This window comes from Streptomyces sp. NBC_01237 (assembly GCF_035917275.1).
Lineage (GTDB): Bacteria > Actinomycetota > Actinomycetes > Streptomycetales > Streptomycetaceae > Streptomyces.
The window spans coordinates 2,917,404-2,934,238 of the sequence record NZ_CP108508.1 but is presented as its reverse complement, the minus strand read 5'-3'; the positions used below and the strand labels follow the sequence as shown (position 1 = coordinate 2,934,238).

General features: G+C 72.6%; 12 protein-coding genes and 1 tRNA gene. 9 read left to right on the top strand and 4 right to left on the bottom strand.

All coding sequences use genetic code 11. The annotated features are described in order from the left end of the window. Positions 1 to 14: 14 nt before the first annotated feature. On the bottom strand, positions 15 to 1,268 hold the full coding sequence (locus tag OG251_RS12950; RefSeq protein ID WP_326677306.1) for a Tm-1-like ATP-binding domain-containing protein: 1,254 nt from the start codon (positions 1,266 to 1,268) through the stop codon (positions 15 to 17). Between the two features lie 105 nt (positions 1,269 to 1,373). Here OG251_RS12950 and yczR point away from each other — a divergent pair, with 105 nt between their 5' ends. Further along, on the top strand, positions 1,374 to 2,792 hold the full coding sequence (yczR, locus tag OG251_RS12945; protein WP_326677305.1) for an aminotransferase-like domain-containing protein: 1,419 nt from the start codon (positions 1,374 to 1,376) through the stop codon (positions 2,790 to 2,792). Positions 2,793 to 2,945: 153 nt separating this feature from the next. Here the strand turns inward: yczR and OG251_RS12940 are convergent. Continuing rightward, positions 2,946 to 3,018, bottom strand: a tRNA-Arg gene (locus OG251_RS12940). A 317-nt stretch (positions 3,019 to 3,335) separates the two neighbouring features. Here OG251_RS12940 and OG251_RS12935 point away from each other — a divergent pair. From OG251_RS12935 to OG251_RS12900, 8 genes are all read left to right on the top strand, one after another. Next, entirely contained in the window at positions 3,336 to 4,979 is a 1,644-nt protein-coding gene (locus tag OG251_RS12935) for a dynamin family protein (RefSeq protein ID WP_326677304.1), read from the top strand. Beyond that, positions 4,976 to 6,955, top strand: a complete 1,980-nt coding sequence (locus OG251_RS12930) for a GTP-binding protein (RefSeq protein WP_326677303.1) — start codon at positions 4,976 to 4,978, stop codon at positions 6,953 to 6,955. The genes OG251_RS12935 and OG251_RS12930 overlap by 4 nt, the downstream gene beginning before the upstream one ends. Before the next feature lie 90 nt (positions 6,956 to 7,045). Next, positions 7,046 to 7,549 carry a single-stranded DNA-binding protein gene (locus tag OG251_RS12925; RefSeq protein WP_326677302.1) on the top strand — a complete coding sequence of 168 codons (504 nt, stop codon included), beginning with the start codon at positions 7,046 to 7,048 and terminating at the stop codon, positions 7,547 to 7,549. A gap of 198 nt (positions 7,550 to 7,747) precedes the next feature. After that, positions 7,748 to 9,247, top strand: a complete 1,500-nt coding sequence (locus OG251_RS12920; protein WP_326677301.1) for an LAETG motif-containing sortase-dependent surface protein — start codon at positions 7,748 to 7,750, stop codon at positions 9,245 to 9,247. 340 nt (positions 9,248 to 9,587) lie between these two features. Further along, positions 9,588 to 10,766 carry a PQQ-binding-like beta-propeller repeat protein gene (locus tag OG251_RS12915; RefSeq protein WP_326677300.1) on the top strand — a complete coding sequence of 393 codons (1,179 nt, stop codon included), beginning with the start codon at positions 9,588 to 9,590 and terminating at the stop codon, positions 10,764 to 10,766. A 249-nt stretch (positions 10,767 to 11,015) separates the two neighbouring features. Then, a complete protein-coding gene (ettA, locus tag OG251_RS12910; RefSeq protein WP_326677299.1) occupies positions 11,016 to 12,680 on the top strand; it encodes an energy-dependent translational throttle protein EttA in 1,665 nt (554 codons plus the stop codon). Between the two features lie 5 nt (positions 12,681 to 12,685). Beyond that, positions 12,686 to 13,108 carry an acyl-CoA thioesterase gene (locus OG251_RS12905; protein ID WP_073723307.1) on the top strand — a complete coding sequence of 141 codons (423 nt, stop codon included), beginning with the start codon at positions 12,686 to 12,688 and terminating at the stop codon, positions 13,106 to 13,108. Continuing rightward, on the top strand, positions 13,105 to 13,821 hold the full coding sequence (locus OG251_RS12900) for a hypothetical protein (protein WP_326677298.1): 717 nt from the start codon (positions 13,105 to 13,107) through the stop codon (positions 13,819 to 13,821). The genes OG251_RS12905 and OG251_RS12900 overlap by 4 nt, the downstream gene beginning before the upstream one ends. A 108-nt stretch (positions 13,822 to 13,929) precedes the next feature. Here the strand turns inward: OG251_RS12900 and OG251_RS12895 are convergent, their stop codons facing one another. Both OG251_RS12895 and OG251_RS12890 read right to left on the bottom strand, forming a co-directional pair. Further along, on the bottom strand, positions 13,930 to 15,150 hold the full coding sequence (locus OG251_RS12895; protein ID WP_326677297.1) for a serine hydrolase domain-containing protein: 1,221 nt from the start codon (positions 15,148 to 15,150) through the stop codon (positions 13,930 to 13,932). Beyond that, positions 15,147 to 16,700 (bottom strand): alpha/beta hydrolase, encoded by a 1,554-nt coding sequence (locus tag OG251_RS12890; RefSeq protein WP_326677296.1) that lies wholly within the window; start codon positions 16,698 to 16,700, stop codon positions 15,147 to 15,149. The genes OG251_RS12895 and OG251_RS12890 overlap by 4 nt, the downstream gene beginning before the upstream one ends. Positions 16,701 to 16,835 lie beyond the last annotated feature (135 nt).

Here is a 16,835-nt window from a genome sequence, read left to right as displayed (position 1 = left end):
ACGCGCGAGCGGGCTCAGGCGTCCGCGGCCGTACGGGCGTGGGCGGTGATCAGCCGGTGGAGGTGGTCGGCGGCGGCGACGGCGAAGGCCGGATCGTTCAGATGGGCGTCGGCCTCGTGGAGTTCGACGGTGCTGCCCTCCAGAGCCGATCGCAGGGACGCCAGTCCGGCCGCGTCGGCGGCGGGGTCGTGGAAGGGGCCGCCGGGGGCGTCCACCGCGGAGATGCCGCCCGACGGCCAGAAGACCGCCGCCGGGCCGGTCGCCGCGGCCAGCTTCTCTCCGACGGCGGTGCCGAGCAGCGCCATCTCGTCGGCCGTGGTGCGCATCAGGGTGACCGTGGGGTTGTGCACGAGCAGACGGCGTCCGGCGAAGCGCTCCGGGACGGTCCGCGCGGGGCCGAAGTTGACCATGTCCAGCGCGCCCGGGGCGACCACCTGCGGGATGCCCGCCCGGCCCGCCGCGGTGAGCCGGTCGGGCCCCGCGCTCAGCACACCGCCGACCAGCTCGTCCGCGAGTTCGGTGGTGGTCAGGTCCAGGACCCCGGTCAGGAACCCGCCCGCCGCGAGCTTCTCCAGGGCCTGCCCGCCCGCTCCGGTGGCATGGAAGACCAGGACCTCGTAACCGAGTTCGTCCAGACGCCGGCGGGCGGCGTCGACGGCCGGCGTGGTGACGCCGAACATACTGGCACCGATCAGCTTGCGGCCCTCGGGCCGCGGACGGGAGAGCATCCGCTCGTGGTGGGCGGCCATCCCGGCGGCGGCGGCCACCGCGTTGCCCAGGATCAGGGACGACACCGAGTTGATGCCCGCCACATCGACCACGCTGTACATCATGGTGATGTCGCTGCTGCCCACGTACGGGGCCACATCCCCGCCGGCCATGGTGGACACCAGCAGCTTCGGCACACCGACGGGCAGCGCCCGCATGGCACGGGCGGCGATGAACGAGCCCCCGCTGCCGGCCACCGCCAGGACCGCGTGCAGCCGGCCCTCGCGGTGCAGATCACCGACGACCCGTTCGACGCCCTCGGCCATCGCCGCCACGGCCGTGCCGCGGTCCCCGGCGGCACGCAGCGCCGCAAGGTCGTGCCCGGCGCGGTGGGCGACAGCCGCCGCCCCGATGTCACCGGCGGGCGCACCGGCCGGCAGCGGCATCACCCCCACGTCGACGGTCACGACATCGCAGCCCAGCTCGCGCAGCCGCGTCGCGAGCCACGCGTACTCCGCACCCTTGGTGTCCAGAGTCCCCACCAGCACCACGGTCGCCATGTTCTTTCTCCCTTGAACGAACGGTTCCTCGATCCTGCGCCCGGCACCCGCGGCCCGCCCACACCACTTGAGGGCAATTGGCCTGCGTCGCGGGATGATGGGCGGATGGACCGGATTCCTCCCACCCGCCTGTCACGTCTGCTCACCGGCTGGTCCAAAGGGGGTACGGGGGCGATGCCGCGGCTGCTGGCCGACGCGCTGCGCGAACTGGCCCAGCGCGGCGACGTGGCCCCCGGCACGGTGCTCCCCTCGCAGCGCGCCCTCGCGGCGGCGCTCGGCGTCAGCCGCAGTACGGTGACGGCCGCCTACGGGATGCTGGAAGCCGAGGGACGGCTGGAGAGCCGGCACGGCAGCGGGTCCCGGCTGCGGGCGTCCGGGGCGGTGGGCGAACCCGCGTCCGAGGGCCGCCTGGCCAGTTTCGGGGCCAGGGACAGCGGCATCGACCTGTCCAGCGGCGCGCTGGACGGCCTGCCCGCGGTCGCGGCGGCGGTCGGCGCCCTGTCCGCCGGTGACCTGACCACCGCGCTGGCCGGTGACGGCTACCTTCCGTACGGGCTGCCGGAGCTCCGGGAGTCGATCGCCGAGTACCACCGGTCAGCGGGCCTGCCGACGACACCGGAACAGATCCTGGTCACCGCGGGGTCCCAGCAGGCCGTCTGGCTGATCACCCAGGGGCTGGTCGAGCCCGGGGACACGGTGGTCGTCGAGGACCCGACGTACCGCGGGGCGCTCGAAGCACTGCGCTCGCGGGGCGCCCGTCTGGTCCCGCTGCCCGCCGCGTCCTCCCACGGCGACGGTCCGGCGGCGCTGGACCGGCTGGCCGGCCACGTCCGCCCGCGCCTCGTCTATCTCCAGCCGTCCGTGCACAACCCCACCGGGCGCGGCATGGACGAGCACACCCGGCTGCGCTGGGCGGCGGCACTGGCCGAACACGGCGTGTACGCGGTGGAGGACAACGCCTACGCGGAACTGGCCCTGGGCCACGACACCGCGCCCGTCTCCCTCGCGTCCCGGCTGCCACCCGCCGCCACCGCGACCATCGGCACCCTGTCCAAGCTCTTCTGGGGCGGCCTGCGGGTGGGGTGGATCCGCGCCTCCACCACCGTCGTCCACCGGCTGGCGGACATCAAGAAGTCCGTCGACCTGTCCTGTCCGGTGGTGGACCAGATGCTGGCCGTGCGACTGCTCGGGCAGCTGCCCGAAGCCCGCGCCCACCGCCGCTCCCAACTGCGCGAACGCCTCGCGGAGACCGAACGGCTTCTGCACGCCCACGCCCCCGGCTGGCGCTGGGAGCGTCCCGCGGGCGGCTCGGCGCTCTGGGTGGAGATCCCCGGCGCGGACGCCGAGGCCACCGCCCAACTCGCCCGCCGTGCGGGCGTCCTGATCGTTCCCGGCCCCGCCTTCTCCGCGGTCGACGGCTTCCGCCACTACCTGCGGCTGCCCTTCGCCGACCGGCACGGCCATCTGGCGAGGGCGCTGCCGGTACTGGTCGACTGCGCGGAGCGAAGCCGCGGCCCGCGCTGAACGACGCGTCACGGCGAGCGGCGCGCGGCGGCGCGCGGCTGTGCGCGGCGGCACAGCCAACGCTTACGCCCTCGCTACGCCGCACTCGCTAGCGTGCCCCGGACCAGCAAAAAGGCCCTCCCGAAGGAGGGCCGGACCAGCTGTGGCGCGAAGCGCCCCCGGCAGGACTCGAACCTGCGGCCAAGCGCTTAGAAGGCGCCTGCTCTATCCACTGAGCTACGGGGGCCGGGTGGTGGCCTCGTCGGCCAGGAGCCCGTGATCGGGTGGGTCCGTGGCCTTGCCGGGACAAGGATAGGGCTCCGATCCCCTCGACCCGGTTGCTTCACCTGCGTGGCACGATGTGGAGGTTCGGTGAAGCGAACCGATAATCGCAGGTAGGTGCGATTCATGCACCGCTTTTGGCCTCCGACGCCACGGGTGTTGTGCACTCGTTATGCCTGCGCCCCACTCGTCCCCTCTGTCCGGAGGGTGGAACCGCCGCGCAGAGGTGCCTATACGCTTCAAAAAGGCGCCAAAATTGGGCATTCTTCGCATGTGGTGACCATGGACGTACGGCCTCAGCTCATCGACGCACTTTCCGCCCTGCGCGACCGTGTCGCCGCCGTGCGTCTTCCACTCCCGCTTCCCGGGGCCGCGCGGGCCCGGCAGACCAGGGTGGAACTGCTCGCCCAGCTCGACGACTACCTCGTGCCACGGCTCAAGGACCCCGAAGCGCCGCTGCTCGCGGTCATCGGCGGGTCCACCGGGGCCGGGAAGTCGACGCTCGTCAATTCACTCGTGGGATGCCGGGTCAGCGAGGCGGGCGTGCTGCGGCCGACCACACGGACACCGGTGCTCGTCTGCCACCCGGACGACCATCACTGGTTCGCGGGGGTACGGGTGCTCCCGCAGCTGACCCGGATCTGGCTGCCGCCGGGTCAGGCCCCGGACCCGGACGGGCTCGACGACCTCGCGGCGGCCGGGGACGAGGAGGGGACCGTCCTGCGGGTGGAGACCGCCGCCACGCTGCCGCGCGGGCTCGCCCTGCTGGACGCCCCCGACATCGACTCCCTCGTCGTACGCAACCGGGTCCTCGCCGCCGAACTCATCTGCGCCGCCGACGTATGGGTGATGGTGACCACCGCGTCGCGCTACGCCGACGCCGTGCCCTGGCATCTGCTGCGCACCGCGAAGGAGTACGACGCCTCCCTCGTCACCGTGCTCGACCGGGTGCCGCACCAGGTGATCGCCGAGGTGTCCCGGCAGTACGCGGCGCTGCTCACCCGGGCGGGTCTGGGAGAGGTGCCGCGCTTCACCATCCCCGAACTGCCCGAGTCGGCGGGCGGCGGCAGCGGGCTCCTGCCCACCACCGCCGTCGCCCCGCTGCGCGCCTGGCTCACCCACCGCGTCCAGGATCCGGCCGCCCGCCAGCAGGCCGTGGGGCGTACGGCGGCCGGGGTCATCGAGTCGCTCAACGTACGCGTCCCGGGGCTGGCCGGAGCCGTCGCCGCACAGCACGCGGCGGCGGTACGGCTGACCGGGGTGGTCGAGGAGGCGTACCGGAAGGAGGAGTCCCGGATCCGCCGGAGGCTCCAGAGCGGCGCCGTACTGGCCGGGGACGCCCGGACCCGGTGGCGCGGCTATCCGCTGGACAGTTCCGCCGAGGAACTCATCGAAGCGCTGGTGGACAGCCTGGTGGCGCTCCTCCAGTGCGCCGTGGCCGCCGCCGACGAGCAGATCCGTACGACCTGGCAGCACGATCCGTCCGCCGGTCTCTTCCGCTTCGGGAGCGCCGGCCGGGAAGCCGGGGGATGGGGGCCCGCCGAGGACATCGAGGGGCGGATCTCCATGGCCGTACGACGGTGGCGGCGGGTACTCGAAGAGCTGGCGGAGGAAGAGGTGCGGCTGCTGGAACGCAACGTCGCACCCGATCCCGAGACCGTGGCCGCGCTGCTGGCGGCCGCCCTGCTCGGCGGGCGCCGGGCCCGCACCGCGGGGGAGCAGCTCGCCGAACGCATCGGTGCACAGGGCGCGTTGAGGCTCCGCGACAAGGGCGGCGCGCTGCTGACCGGCTATCTCGATCAGGTACTGAACGGTGAACGCGACCGGCGGCTCGCCCCGCTCGACGCGCTCGACGTCGCTCCGGAACCACAGGCCGAACTGATCGCCGCGCTTTCCGTACTGCAGAAGGAGAGGTGGCAGCGATGACCGCCGTCACGGGACAGAACCAGGAGCAGGGTCAGGACCACGGGCAGGACGAGGGGCCCGGCTCGGGCCAGAGCCAGGGGCAAGGCGCAGGCCAGGGGCAGGGCACGGGTGCGGGCAGGGAGGCACAGCGGGAGGACGGGCGTTGGGACGACGGGCTCATCGCCCGGCGCGCGGCGGTGGTCGCCCGCGCGGACACCGGGCCGCTGAGCGCGCCGGACGACGACGTACGCCCCCAGGTCGAGGCATACGTGGGGTCCGGCAGCCCCCTGCGCACACGGCTCGACGCGCTGCGTGAACTGGTCGGGCTCTCCAGGGCCCGGCTCGATCAGGGGACGCTCACCGAGGCGGGGCGGGTGCTCGACGAGGCCGCCGCCCGGCAGCGGCTCTCCTCCCGGCACACCGTCGTCGCCGTCGCCGGAGCCACCGGCAGCGGGAAGTCGACCCTGTTCAACGCGCTCGCGGGCGTCCAGATCTCCGACACCGGGCTGCGCAGGCCGACCACCGCCTCGCCGATCGCGTGCAGCTGGACCGACGGAGCCGCCGGGCTGCTGGACCGGCTCGCCATTCCCGGGCGGCTGCGGCGCAGGCCCCAGCAGGGGGGTACGGAGTCGGACGAGGCGCTTCACGGGCTCGTCCTGGTGGACCTGCCCGACCACGACTCGGCGGCGAGCGGCCACCGCGACCAGGTGGACCGGGTGCTGGCGCTGGTCGACGCGGTGATCTGGGTCGTCGACCCGGAGAAGTACGCCGACGCCGCTCTGCACGAACGCTATCTGCGCCCGCTGGCCGGGCACGCCGAGGTCACCTTCGTCGTCCTCAACCAGATCGACCGGCTGCCCGGCGAGGCCGCCGACCTGGTTCTGGATGATCTGCGGCGGCTGCTGGACGAGGACGGCATGGCGCTGGGCGAGCACGGCGAACCCGGTGCCACCGTCATGTCCCTGTCCGCGCTCACCGGTGACGGGGTGGCCGAACTGCGCGAGATGCTGGGCCGGTTCGTCCAGGAACGCACGGCCGCCGCCCGCAGGCTCTCCGCCGATGTGGACGCCGCGGCGGCACGGCTGAGGCCGGTGTACGTGGCGGAGGGGCGGCCCGGTCTCGGCGAGCGGGCCCGTGAGGAGTTCACCGACCGGCTCGCGGAGGCCGTCGGGGCGGCCGCCGCCGGACAGGCGGCGGAACGCGAGTGGCGCAGGAACGCCGGGCGGGCGTGCGGGACCCCGTGGCTGCGGCTGTGGCGCTGGTACGAATCGTCGCGGCAGCCGGGCAGCCTGGACCGGATGGCGCAGGTCCTGGCCCCGCCGGAGGAGGAGCTGACCGCCAGGCAGCGGGTGGAGCAGGCGGTACGGACCGTCGCGGACGACGCCGCCGACGGGCTGCCCGCCCCCTGGGCGCAGGCCGTGCGCGAGGCGGCGGTGAGCGGGGCGAAGGGGCTCTCGGAGGCGCTGGACGAGCTGGCGGTGAAGGCGGGGGCCGGTGCGGGGAGCCGGACCGCGAAGGAGAGCGGGCCCGAGACGTCCGGCGGTGCGGGCCAGGCGGAACGGACCGGGGCGGGCAGGGCGGCACGGACCGGGGCGGGCGCCGGGCTCGCGCTCGGTGGACGGGGCGTGCGGCCGCCGCGGCCGAAGTGGTGGCCCGCCGCCGTGCTGGCCCAGGCGTCGATGACCCTGCTCCAGATCTTCGGCGGCCTGTGGCTGCTCGGCCAGATCGTCGGAGTCCTGGAACCGGGCCTGGTCACCCCCGCGCTGATCATGCTGGCCGGAGTCGTCGGCGGGCCGTTGGTGGAGTGGTCGTGCGCGGCCGCCGCCAGGGGGCCGGCGCGACGGTACGGGCAGGAGGCGGAGCGGCGGCTGCGTGACGCGGCGGCCGGTTGCGGCCGGGCCCGGGTCCTGGACCCGGTGGCGGCGGAACTGGTGCGCTACCGCGAGGTGCGGGAGCGGTACGTGGCGGTGACGGAGTTTTCCACAACCGGCCGGTAGTCCACAGGCTCCGACGCGATTCCCCTCTTCCGTCCACCATGAAGTCAGCAGGCAGGACGGGCTGGACGAAGACGGACGAGGGGGACGGAAATGAACGAGACCTTGGTGACGGTGGTGGGAAACGCCGCCACGGGCGTGGAGTTCCGGGAGACGGCCACCGGCCCGATGGCACGATTCCGGTTCGCTGTGACACCGCGCCGCTGGGACTGGGAGAAACAGCACTGGGCGGACGGGCACACCAGTTTCTACACGGTCTGGGCATGGCGGACGCTCGCGTCGAATCTCGCCGGATCCGTGTCCGTCGGAGAACCACTGCTCGTGCACGGACGGTTGAAGGTGCGCGAGGAGGAACGGGACGGTCAGCGGCGGACCTTCGTGGACATCGAGGCGGTGGCCGTGGGACACGACCTGACGCGGGGGACCGCCGCCTTCCGCCGAGTGGTGCGGGCGGAGCCCTCGCTGACGGCCGGTCCGGCACGCGGTGGGGGTGACCCGGGCGGGGGTCCGGCACGCGGTGAAGGTGACGCAGAGGAAGGTACGGCGCCGTCGCGGAGGAGCCGGGAACAGGCCACCGAGTTGGCGGCGGTGTCCTGAAATGGCAGGTGAGCGGCCTGTACCGGCCGTACCGGCGATAACGATTCCGATTCGGAATGGTTGTCCGAGGCTGAGACGGGGGACTACGCATCGTTGCGGTCCTTAGGATTCCTCAGTACTCACGGGGCACTTGAGTCTGCTGGCGGGGCATTCCCCACACGCGCACCATGCGCGAGGGCCCGCCCGGAGGGGAATTCTGTGTTTTCTGCGTCTTCAGCGTCCACCCTGCCGTCCGACACGACGGTGGTGCACTCCGTCCGTGGCAGAGCCGGGGGAAGAACGCGTGGCTCGGGGCGTACCCGGCTGGGCGCTGTGACGCTGGTCTCGGGTCTCCTCATGGCCGGCACCCTCGCCGGTGCGGGCGGGGCGGCCGCCGAGGACGTGCCCCAGCACCAGGGCGGCGCGGTCGCGGTGCTGGACGGGCTGAAGACCTTCGACACCGCCGTGCTCCACACGGAGGGCCTGGGCGGTGAGCCGGACCGGACGCAGCAGCTGCCCGCCGGGCTCTTCGAGATGACCGTCGACGGCGGCGGCAAGCTCAAGACGTACTGCATCGATCTCCACAACCCCACCCAGGAGCAGGCGAAGTACCTGGAGACCCCCTGGGGCCAGACCTCGCTCGGGGCCAACCGGAACGCCGGCAAGATCCGGTGGATCCTTCAGCACTCCTACCCGCAGGTCGACGACCTCGCCGCACTCGCCGAGGAAGCCGGCACCGGACCGCTCACCGAGCGGACCGCCGCCGCGGGCACCCAGGTCGCCATCTGGCGCTACTCGGACGACGCCGACGTCAACGCCTCCGACAAGCAGGCCGAGAAGCTCGCCGACTGGCTGGAGCGGCGCGCCAAGGACGTCGGCGAACCCAGGGCGTCCCTGACGCTGGAGCCCGCCGCGGTCTCCGGCCGGGCCGGGGAACGGCTCGGCCCGGTCACCGTCCGTACCGACGCGGACCAGGTCTCGGTGGCGCCGCCCGCCGATGCCGCCGCCAGCGGTGTCAGGATCAGCGACAAGGACGGCAGGCCCGTCACCGCCGCGGCCGACGGGGCCCGCCTCTACTTCGACATACCGAAGGACACGGCCGACGGCTCCGCGGCGCTGACCGTCCAGGCCACCACCTCCGTGCCGGTGGGCCGGACCTTCGCCGGGGTGACCAGGAGCCAGACCCAGATCCTCGCCGGGTCCAGCGAGTCCACGGTCTCCGCGCGGGCCACCGCCACCTGGGGCGAGACGGGCGCCGTGCCCGCCCTCTCCGCCAGGAAGAACTGCGCCAAGGGCGGGGTGGACATCACCGCGGCCAACAAGGGTGACGCGCCGTTCACCTTCGAGCTGGCCGGTTTCGAGCACACCATCGCCGCCGGAACCACCAGGACGGTCACGATCCCGGTGGCCGAGGACCAGGGCTACGACTTCACCATCACCGGACCGGGAGGGTTCGCCAAGAGTTTCAAGGGCGTCCTGGACTGCGTCACCAGTGGCAGTACCAAGGACACCGACGGCGGCATCGACATCCAGAGCGCCAAGCAGCCCGTCCCGGCCTCCACCGGCACCAGCTCGACGGGGATCGAGGGCGACCTCGCCGCGACCGGCGGGTCCAGCGCCACCCCGATGATCGCGGGCATCGCCATCGTCCTGGTCGTCGTCGGCGGCGGCGCGATCTTCGTCCTGCGCCGGAAGAAGCCGCACACCGACGGTGAGTGAGCACGCGCGCACCGTGCCGGTGCGCTGAACAGCGGCCCCGGGCGCCTCGGCGTACCGGGGCCGCCGTGCGCCGGGGCCGACGTCTGCCGGGGGCCGACGTCTGCCGGGGGCTCGTCAGGAGGCGGCCACGGCGATCGGCAGGCAGGGGCTCGTCAGGCGGGACCACGGCGGGATGCTGCGTCGAGAGCGGTCCTCCTGGACGTCCAACTGGGCGAAAATGGAAGGCGGTTGACCATCCCCTGGGGGGATCATGGGGCTTGGAGGCGGGCCACCGAACCTGGGGGGCCGGTCCGCCCTGCGCGCATCGCCGCGGCGATGCCGGATGATGAGGGATATCTCAGTGAACCTGCGAAGAACCATCACGGTCCTGTCCGGTGCGGCGCTCTCGCTCGTCATGCTGGTGACGCCGGTCGGCGCACAGTCGACGCAGACCGGAGCCTCGACCACCTACCAGATCAACGCACGCCACGACGGCAGTCTCGTCGACACCGCCGTGGGCGCGCCGCCGCTCAGCCGGAAGTGGTCCCGTGACCTGGGCGGGAGCGTCTCCTACCCCATCGTGGCCGGTGGGCGCGTCTTCGCCACCGCCGCCTCGCCGGACGGGTACGGCACCACCCTCTACGCCATCGACGCGGCCACGGGCGAGGACGCCTGGAAGCCCGTCGGCCTCGGTGGCACCTACTGGTGGTCCGCGCTCACCTACGGGGGCGGCCGGCTCTACGCCCAGAACTACGACGGTGTGCTGACCGCGTTCAACCCGGTCACCGGGAAGAAGATCTGGACCGTCGCACTGCCCGATCAGTACTCCTTCACCTCGCCGCCCACGTTCGCCGGCGGCGTGGTGTACACGGGCGGCGCCGGCTCGGGCGGCACCCTGTACGCGGTGAACGCCGCCGACGGTGCGGTGCTCTGGACCCAGCCTGTCGAGAACGGGGACAACAGCTCGCCCGCCGTCACGGCCAACGGGGTCTACGTCTCCTACGCCTGTGAGCTGACCTACGCCTTCGACCCCAAGTCGGGCGCCCCGGTCTGGCACCACCGGACGGGCTGCTCCGGTGGCGGGGGCCGCACCCCTGTTGTCGCCGACGGCGGTGTCTGGATTCGCGACGACGGCGGAATCGCCCTCGACGCCGCCGACGGGAAGGTCCGCAGCACCTACGGGGCCACCGGCCGGGCGCCCGCACCGGCCTTCGACGGCCGCCAGGGCTACTTCGTCGACGACGGTGTCCTTCAGGAGCGGCACAGCCGCACCCTGGCCACCCGCTGGAGGTTCGAGGGCGACGGCCTGATCACTACCGCGCCGATCGTCGTCAACGGATACGTCTACGTCGGTTCTCAAAGCGGTCGGCTGTGGGCGCTCAACGGCGCCACCGGTCAGTCCGTCTGGTCCACCGACGTCGGCGCACCGATCAACGGGCCCGACGAGCAGAACGTGTCCCAGCCGCTGACCGGGCTCGGAGCGGGTGGCGGGCTGGTGGTGGTTCCGGCCGGCGATCTGCTGGTCGCGTACGGGCAGTGAGCAGAGGGGGTGGTGGCCGGTTCCGGTCACCACCCCCTCGCCCCGTGCGAGACCGTTCGGAGGACTCCCACCGCCCGAGGAGGCCCGACAGCGATCGCCGACGACAGGCAGTGACCGGTCGACTGCGGGCGGGGGTTGGCGAAAGGGCAGGTCACGGGCGCCCGATGAGATGGGTTTCCGTCCGGGGATGGACGTCAGGCAAGATGGGGTGTATCTGCCCACACCTCTATTGCTGCCGGACGGTTTCTCTTGGCTGAGTTCATCTACACCATGCGCAAGACGCGCAAGGCGCACGGCGACAAGGTGATCCTTGATGACGTCACCTTGAACTTCCTGCCCGGCGCGAAGATCGGTGTCGTGGGGCCCAACGGCGCCGGTAAGTCCACGGTGCTGAAGATCATGGCGGGCCTGGAGCAGCCGTCCAACGGTGACGCGTTCCTGTCACCCGGTTTCAGTGTCGGCATCCTCATGCAGGAGCCGAAGCTCGACGAGACGAAGACCGTCCTGGAGAACGTCCAGGCCGGCGCCGCCGAGATCATGGGCAAGCTCCAGCGCTTCAACGAGGTCGCCGAGCTCATGGCGACGGACTACTCCGACGCGCTCATGGATGAGATGGGCAAGCTCCAGGAGGACCTGGACCACGCCAACGCGTGGGACCTGGACGCCCAGCTGGAGCAGGCCATGGACGCCCTGGGCTGCCCGCCCGGCGACTGGCCGGTCACCAACCTCTCCGGTGGCGAGAAGCGCCGTGTGGCGCTCTGCAAGCTGCTCATCGAGGCCCCGGACCTGCTCCTCCTCGACGAGCCCACCAACCACCTCGACGCCGAGTCGGTGAACTGGCTGGAGCAGCACCTCTCGAAGTACGCGGGCTGTGTCATCGCCGTCACCCACGACCGGTACTTCCTGAACAACGTCGCCGAGTGGATCCTTGAGCTCGACCGCGGCCGCGCCATCGCGTACGAGGGCAACTACTCCACGTACCTGGAGAAGAAGCAGGCCCGCCTCAAGGTCGAGGGCCGCAAGGACGAGAAGCGCCAGAAGCGGCTCAAGGAAGAGCTGGAGTGGGTCCGCTCCAACGCCAAGGGCCGCCAGACCAAGTCCAAGGCCCGTCTCGCCCGTTACGAGGAGATGGCGGCCGAGGCGGACAAGATGCGGAAGCTGGACTTCGAGGAGATCCAGATCCCGCCGGGCCCGCGCCTCGGTTCCATCGTCGTCGAGGTCGAGAACCTCTCGAAGGCCTTCGGCGACAAGGTCCTCATCGACGACCTGTCGTTCACGCTGCCGCGCAACGGCATCGTCGGCGTCATCGGTCCGAACGGCGCGGGCAAGACCACGCTGTTCAAGATGATCCAGGGCCTGGAGACGCCGGACACCGGCTCCATCAAGGTCGGCGACACGGTCAAGATCTCCTACGTCGACCAGTCCCGCGCCAACATCGACCCCAAGAAGACCCTCTGGGCCGTCGTGTCGGACGAGCTGGACTACATCAACGTCGGCCAGGTCGAGATGCCCTCGCGCGCCTACGTCTCCGCGTTCGGCTTCAAGGGCCCGGACCAGCAGAAGCCTGCGGGCGTCCTGTCCGGTGGTGAGCGCAACCGCCTCAACCTGGCGCTGACGCTCAAGGAGGGCGGCAACCTGCTGCTCCTCGACGAGCCCACCAACGACCTCGACGTCGAGACCCTGTCGTCGCTGGAGAACGCCCTGCTGGAGTTCCCCGGTGCCGCGGTGGTCATCTCCCACGACCGCTGGTTCCTGGACCGCGTCGCCACGCACATCCTGGCGTACGAGGGCGACTCCAAGTGGTACTGGTTCGAGGGCAACTTCGAGTCGTACGAGAAGAACAAGATCGAGCGCCTCGGTGCGGACGCGGCCCGTCCGCACCGCGCCACGTACAAGAAGCTCACGCGGGGCTGATCGTCTTGGCTCGTCATATCTACAGCTGCCCGCTGCGCTGGTCGGACATGGATGCCTTCGGCCACGTGAACAACGTGGTCTTCCTCCGCTACCTGGAGGAGGCGCGCATCGACTTCATGTTCCGGCTGGCGCCCGGGGACGGCTCGCCGTCGTTCTCGGGCGGGTCCGTGGTGGCCCGGCACGAGATCGACTACGTACGGCCGCTGGTGCACCGGCACGCCCCGGTGACCGTCGAGTCGTGGGTCACGAAGATCGGTGCCGCGTCGCTGACGATCTCGTACGAGATCAAGGACCCCGAGCAGGTGTACGTGCGCGCCTCGACCGTCGTCGTGCCGTACGACCTGGCAGCGGCGCGACCCCGGCGGATCTCCGCGGAGGAGAAGCTCTTCCTCCAGCAGTACCTGGCAGAGGAGCCCGCCGCAGCATGACGGTGCCCGTGCGGTCGCCGCAGTTCGCCGACGCGAGGGAGGCGGCGGATCTCGCCGCCTTCCTCGGTCGGCTGCTCCACTACGACCGGGCCGCCGCGGTCCGGCTTCAGGCGGGCGGCGGCGACGCCCTGGCCGTCTTCGGCCGGCCGCCGTCGTTCGAGGTCCTCGCGATCCGTACGGCGCGGCTCGCCCACCCCGAGACGTTCGACATCACGGTGTCGGCCGGGGAACTCCTCGAATCGCTGGATGTCGAGGAGCCGGCCGACGCGGGTGCGGGTGGCGGTTCCGGTTCCGGAGCGCTGCCGGGGCCCGTCACCGGACCGCCCTGGACCGGTGTCCTGCCGCCCCGCGGCCCCTGGCGGGAACTGCCCGGCCTGCCCGGTCCGGACGCCCTGCGCGTCGCACTCACCGCCGCGGTCGCGGAGTTCCGCACCCGTGACGAGGCGCTGCCCGACGAGCACCGCACCCGGGCCGAACGCGACCGCATCGGCCGGGAGATCTGGTCCCGCCCCGTCGGCACCACGGAGCTTCCCCTCCGGGCCGTCCACGCGGCCCAGTCCCTCGGCTTCCTCCGGGCCGACCCGCACTTCCCCGTGTCGCTGCTGTCCTCGGGGACCTGGCTCCGGCTGCGGACCCCGTACGGGTCGATCGCCCTGCGCCGTGCGGCAGGCGGCGGGCTCGGCGCCCTGCCCTTCACCGTCGGCCCCCGCTGACCCCGTAACGCACGCCCGGCTGACCCGAGGCCCGGCGGCCCGGTACTCCGGCCGCGAGAGCCCACCGCCGGCCCGTCACCGCCGCCGCCGTCACCGTCATCACCGCCGTCACCACCGGCCCGTCAGCGCCCGGTCCACCAGTCGGCGGGCCGCCCGGTCCTGGGCGTCCTGGCCCGCGCCGCCCATGCGCAGCGTGAACGTGGCGCTGGTCGCGGCCCGTTCACCGTCCGGCGTCACCCCGCTCTCCGAGACGACACCCAGATGCGTGCCCCCGTGGAACCAGACGCCGCCGCGGCTGCCCGCCACCGGCCGCCAGGCGATCCCCAGCCCGTAACGCACTCCGGGAGCGTCGATCCAGTCGTCGGCGGCCACCGTCTCCTTCATCGCCGCCAGTTGGGCCGGGCGCAGCAGCCGGCCGCCCATCAGCGCGCGGAGGAAGCGGCCGTGGTCATGGGTGTCGCTGATCAGGCAGCCGTCGGCGCCGCCCCCGTACGCCAGCGTCGTGTCCGTGAAGCCGTCCTCGCCGGGGAACCTGGTGTACGCGGTGGCGGTCGGGGCCGGGACGTAGGGGGAGGTGCCCGGCGAGAAGGTGTGGCGCAGGCCGAGAGGTTCGATGATCCGGTCGTGGATCTCCTGCGCCCAGGGATGTCCCGTCACCTCCTCGATCACCAGACCCATGAGGGTGTAGTTGGTGTTGGAGTAGCCCCAACGCCGTTTTCCGCCGGGGGAGCCGACGGGGTCCGGAAGCCACTGCGGAGGCCGGCTCAGGGCGGCCGCCACCTGCTCGCGGGCGGTCTGCGAGCGGAACCGTGAGCGGTGATAGCCCTCCGGGGTGAACGCCTCCGCGGCGTCGGGCGACACCGCGAGGTAGTCGTTGAGCCCGCTGGTCTGGCCGAGCAGATCGCGCACGGTGATCCGGGTGCCGTCGTTGCCGTTGCCCCGCACCGTTCCCGGCAGCCACCGTTCGACCGTGTCGTCCAGCGCGAGTCGGCCCTCGCCGACCAGTTGCAGGGCGAGGGTGGCGGTGAAGGTCTTGGTGTCGCTCCCGATCCGGTACGAGGCGTTCCGTGGGACCGGGGTGCCCGGGTCCGCCAGATCGGCCGTCCCGGAGGACGCCGTCCTGCTGCCGAGCGCGCTCTGTACCTCGGCGACCACCCCGGTGGCCCCGGTCGCCACGATCGCGTCCGCGTCGGTCCGCAGGCGGTGCTGTGCCGCACGGGTGGCGGCCGCGGGGGCCGGGGCCGGGCGGGTGGCTGCCGCCGCCGGTCCGGCCGCGCCCGCCAGGAGCGCCGCCGCGGTGGCCGTGAGGCCCGTACGCCTGCTGATCATCGCTCGGACCTCCGGGTCGCGGGGCAGGTGAGGTCGTGCGCGGGCAGGGTGCCGTCGCGCAGATAGTCGTTGACGGCCCGGTCGGCGCAGGGCACCGGCCGCATCCCGTCGATCCCGCGTCCGTAGACGCCGTGCGAGCGGATGTCCGCCGTCACCAGCCGCGAACCGGTCAGCCTGCGGTGCAGGGCCAACGCCCCCTCGTAGGGGACGTTGTTGTCGCGGCGGGCCTGGAGCATCAGGACGGGTACGTCATTGCCGATCGTCGTGCCGGGCTCGGCCGGTTCCGTCTCCCAGAAGGCGCAGGGGGCCGTCATCCCGTTCACGAACGGACCGAAGACGGGCTGCTCGGCCCGGCTGCGCACGGAGTTCTTCCAGTACGTCTCCGGGTCCGCCGGCCACCCGCCGGACGGCCAGCCGCCGTCCCCGCACATGAACACCGCACCGCCCAGCATGCCGTCCGCCAGCTCGGGGGAGGAGAGCAGCTCCAGCATCGCGGCCAGTTCCGGACCGGGCTCGACCGGCTTCCCGGCGGCCGCGTCCACCAGGTCCCGTACGGTGCCGGCCAGCGCCGCGTCGTACTCCTCGTGCTGGATCAGCTGCCGGAGCACCAGCCGCAGGACGGGGGCGTCGAGCCGGATACCGGCGACGGGCACCGGGTGCCTCTCCGCCCCGTCGAGGAGCCGCTGCACGCGGGCCCGCACCTCGGTGGCCGTGCGGCCCAGCGCGTAGGTGCCGTGGTGCCGGGCGGTCCAGCCGGCCCAGGCGTCCAGGGCCTCTTCGAGCGGCTTCCCGGCCGACCGGAACAGTTCGTACTGGGTGGCCGTCGGGTCGGTGCTGGAGTCGATCACCATCCGGTCCGCCCGCCGCGGGAACAACTGGGTGTAGACGGCGCCCAGATCGGCCCCGTACGAGATGCCGTAGTACGAGAGCCTGCGCTCGCCCAGCGCCGCCCGGATCGCGTCCATGTCACGGGCGACGTTGCGCGAGGAGGCGTGCGGGAGCAGCGTGGCGTTGTCCCCGTGCCGGCCGCAGCGCTGTGCGGTGTCACGGGCCGAGCGGACCGATCTGTCGAAGTCCTGGCGTGCGGAGGTGACGGGTCCGGGTGGCACGGCCGGGGCCGCCGGGGCGCAGCCGACCGGGGTGGAGTCGCCGAGGAAGCGCGGATCGAAGCCGATCAGGTCGTAGCGGTCCGCCACGTCCCCGAGCGCCGGCCGCAGGCGCAGGGTGTTGTCGAGCCCGGTCCCGCCCGGTCCGCCCGGGTTGGAGAGGAGGATGCCGCGACGCTTGGAGGGGTCCGCGGCCTTGATGCGGGAGATGGCGACCCGGATCGTCCGGCCGCCGGGATCGGCGTGGTCGAGGGGCACGGTGACATCGGCGCACTGGGCGCCCGCCGCGTTCAGGTCCTCGTACCGGTCCGGGCAGGGCCCCCAGTCGAGGCGCTGGTGCGCGGGGGTGGGGGCGGGTGACGGGGCGGCCGCGGTCGCGGGCACCGCACCCGCGAGCAGACCGGCCAGTCCCAGGCCGACGAAGGACAGGGGGGCGACGCGCATGGTGCTCCTCGGAACAGGTGGAATGACCTGACCGACGCTACGAGCGCACAGGGTGCCGCCACCATCGGGACAGCCCCTCGAACTGCCCTGGTGCCAGCCCTACTTGCCCTGCTCGCACGTGCCGTGCTCCGTGCC

Bases quoted from the DNA above. Each gene is read 5' to 3' on its own strand.
- OG251_RS12935 (WP_326677304.1), top strand. From the start codon at position 3,336: ATGGACGTACGGCCTCAGCTCATCGACGCACTTTCCGCCCTGCGCGAC.
- OG251_RS12900 (WP_326677298.1), top strand. From the start codon at position 13,105: ATGACGGTGCCCGTGCGGTCGCCGCAGTTCGCCGACGCGAGGGAGGCG.
- OG251_RS12890 (WP_326677296.1), bottom strand. From the start codon at position 16,700: ATGCGCGTCGCCCCCCTGTCCTTCGTCGGCCTGGGACTGGCCGGTCTG.
- OG251_RS12950 (WP_326677306.1), bottom strand. From the start codon at position 1,268: ATGGCGACCGTGGTGCTGGTGGGGACTCTGGACACCAAGGGTGCGGAG.
- OG251_RS12925 (WP_326677302.1), top strand. From the start codon at position 7,046: ATGAACGAGACCTTGGTGACGGTGGTGGGAAACGCCGCCACGGGCGTG.
- OG251_RS12930 (WP_326677303.1), top strand. From the start codon at position 4,976: ATGACCGCCGTCACGGGACAGAACCAGGAGCAGGGTCAGGACCACGGG.
- OG251_RS12895 (WP_326677297.1), bottom strand. From the start codon at position 15,150: ATGATCAGCAGGCGTACGGGCCTCACGGCCACCGCGGCGGCGCTCCTG.
- yczR (WP_326677305.1), top strand. From the start codon at position 1,374: ATGGACCGGATTCCTCCCACCCGCCTGTCACGTCTGCTCACCGGCTGG.